2 protein-coding genes and 1 pseudogene are annotated in these 2,166 nt (G+C 45.0%); 1 reads left to right on the top strand and 2 read right to left on the bottom strand.

What is annotated here, in order from left to right:
• Positions 1 to 631 (bottom strand): TetR/AcrR family transcriptional regulator (locus tag RMO35_RS12260; RefSeq protein WP_309741534.1); only part of this gene is annotated, 631 nt, incomplete at its 3' end.
• Positions 632 to 825: 194 nt separating this feature from the next.
• Here RMO35_RS12260 and RMO35_RS12255 point away from each other — a divergent pair.
• On the top strand, positions 826 to 1,692 hold the full coding sequence (locus RMO35_RS12255; protein WP_309741533.1) for a fatty acid desaturase: 867 nt from the start codon (positions 826 to 828) through the stop codon (positions 1,690 to 1,692).
• A gap of 112 nt (positions 1,693 to 1,804) precedes the next feature.
• On the opposite strand, the pseudogene RMO35_RS12250 reads toward RMO35_RS12255, so the two are convergent.
• Positions 1,805 to 2,166 (bottom strand): annotated as a pseudogene (locus RMO35_RS12250) (hypothetical protein); the annotation flags it as partial.

The following is a 2,166-nucleotide window of genomic DNA, read 5'->3' as shown; positions in this document are numbered from 1 at the left end:
CAACGCGATCGAGAAAATCTGTGCGATCGCGCCATAAGCCATGGAATTCACTAGTTAATTCGATCGTGGCATAGCCGAATAATAATGTATGCAATAGACTGGTTAATTGCTCGATCGGTAATTGTAAATCGGACTGCGATTCACCGATATTGGTTTTTAAATACTTGGCGACACGACGATTGGCGCGATCGAAACTGCGTCCCAATCCTTGACGATTTTCGGTGGAATATTGCCCCGACTCGCCCACGAGCGATCGAATGACGGCGGGAGTCTGCTCTAATGCTTGCAGACAGGTATTGGCATAAGTGCGGAGCATCTCGGCGAGATTACTTGCTGGCGGCAATTCTGTCGTCATACTCTGTCCCAATTGCGCGAACACATCCGCATCTTCGATTACTGCGAGGAGCAACCCATGTTTATTCCCAAATTGGCGAAATAAAGTTACCTCATTTACCTGCGCTAATTCGGCAATCTGCTTGGTAGTCGTCTCACTTACCCCCTGACTGGCAAATAATTCGATCGCTGCCTGGATGATTTTTTGGCGGTTGAGATTGCGAGAAGATGGCATGAGGTAAGAGTTTTGGAGATCTGCGACAATAGAGGTCGCGATAAATGCAAGTGATACTTGCATTTATCAAAAAAGCTTGTTAGGATGTAAATGCAAGCGTTACTTGCAGACCACCTTTTTACTATACCTAGAATTAGGTGTTGGGTATTAGGTATTAGGGAAATTACTCTTAGTGGCAATTCAGACCTAAAACCTCCAAAACCAAAGCCTAAAGCCTGAAACCTAAAACCAAAGCCTAAAACCTAAAACCTAATTATATGACTGTTACTTCGATCGAGAAGCGTGGGCGTAGCCCAATTGAAAATGACTCACCGCAACGGGATACGACACCATTAAGCTGGACGAACGTATTCTTTTTTGGATCGTTTCATCTGATTGCTTTGGCAGCACCGTGGTATTTTAATTGGTCTGCATTGGGAGCGGCGATCCTCCTACATTGGTTGTTTGGATCGATCGGGATTTGTTTGGGTTTTCACCGTTTACTCACACACCGCAGCTTTCAGGTACCCAAACCGTTGGAATATGTCTTCGCAACCCTAGGCGCGTTAGCACTCCAAGGTGGGCCGATTTTCTGGGTAGCCGGACATCGCCAGCACCATTTGTATACTGAAGATTGGGACAAAGATCCCTACTCGGCGAAACGCGGTTTCTGGTGGAGTCACATGCTATGGATTTTTTACCCCAAATCTAATTTCTTTAAATTAGATGAGTACAAAAAAGCTGCGCCAGATTTAGCCAAAGATGCTTATTACCGTTGGCTCGATAAGTATTTCTTGTTCTTACAAATCCCCGTAGGCTTACTATTGTATGCGATCGGCGGTTGGTCGTTTGTGATTTATGGTGTCTTCGTCCGGGCGGTGATTTTGTGGCACAGTACTTGGCTGATTAATTCGGCTAGTCACATAACTGGCTATCGCACTCATGAGTCGGATGACAACTCCCGCAATCTCTGGTGGGCGGCATTACTGACTTACGGCGAAGGCTGGCACAACAACCACCATGCTTATCCTAATGTGGCTAAAGGTGGCTGGCAGTGGTGGGAAATCGATATGACTTGGTGGTCGATTAAATTATTACAAAAGCTCGGTGTTGCTAAACGGGTGATTTTACCACCAACAACTTAGATTACTTCTGAAAATTCTACTTGGTTAATTATAAACCCCGCTTTCCCATGTTAGAGAAAGCGGGGTTTATAAGTAAGATTGTTATTTTATCAACCAGATTTATAATCGGAAATTAAAAACCGTAAGAAAGTCCGATCGATAATACGGGATAAGCATTAAAACCGCGCAAATCGTTTTCAGTTTGACGCGCTTGACTGTCGAGTTGTGAGCGAGTAGTGGGATTGTTATTAAATGCTGGATTGCTTGCTGTGAGGGAGACTTTGGGAGATCCGGTAAACATCACACCGAGATCGGCATTGAAGCCCAAACCTTCATTGCTAGACTTACCAATCCCGATGCCTAGATAAGGCGCGATCGAGTTACCATAGCTATACTCGCCATTGAGAGTACCGACATTAGCGGCTGAATATTGAGTGCCCGCGATCGTATATGTGCCAGTACTACTGGGTTTACTAGTGAGTGCAAAGCGATTAT

The organism is Chamaesiphon sp. OTE_20_metabat_361 (assembly GCF_031364565.1).
This window is presented reverse-complemented; position numbering and strand designations above follow the sequence as displayed.

Bases quoted from the DNA above. Each gene is read 5' to 3' on its own strand.
- RMO35_RS12255 (WP_309741533.1), top strand. From the start codon at position 826: ATGACTGTTACTTCGATCGAGAAGCGTGGGCGTAGCCCAATTGAAAAT.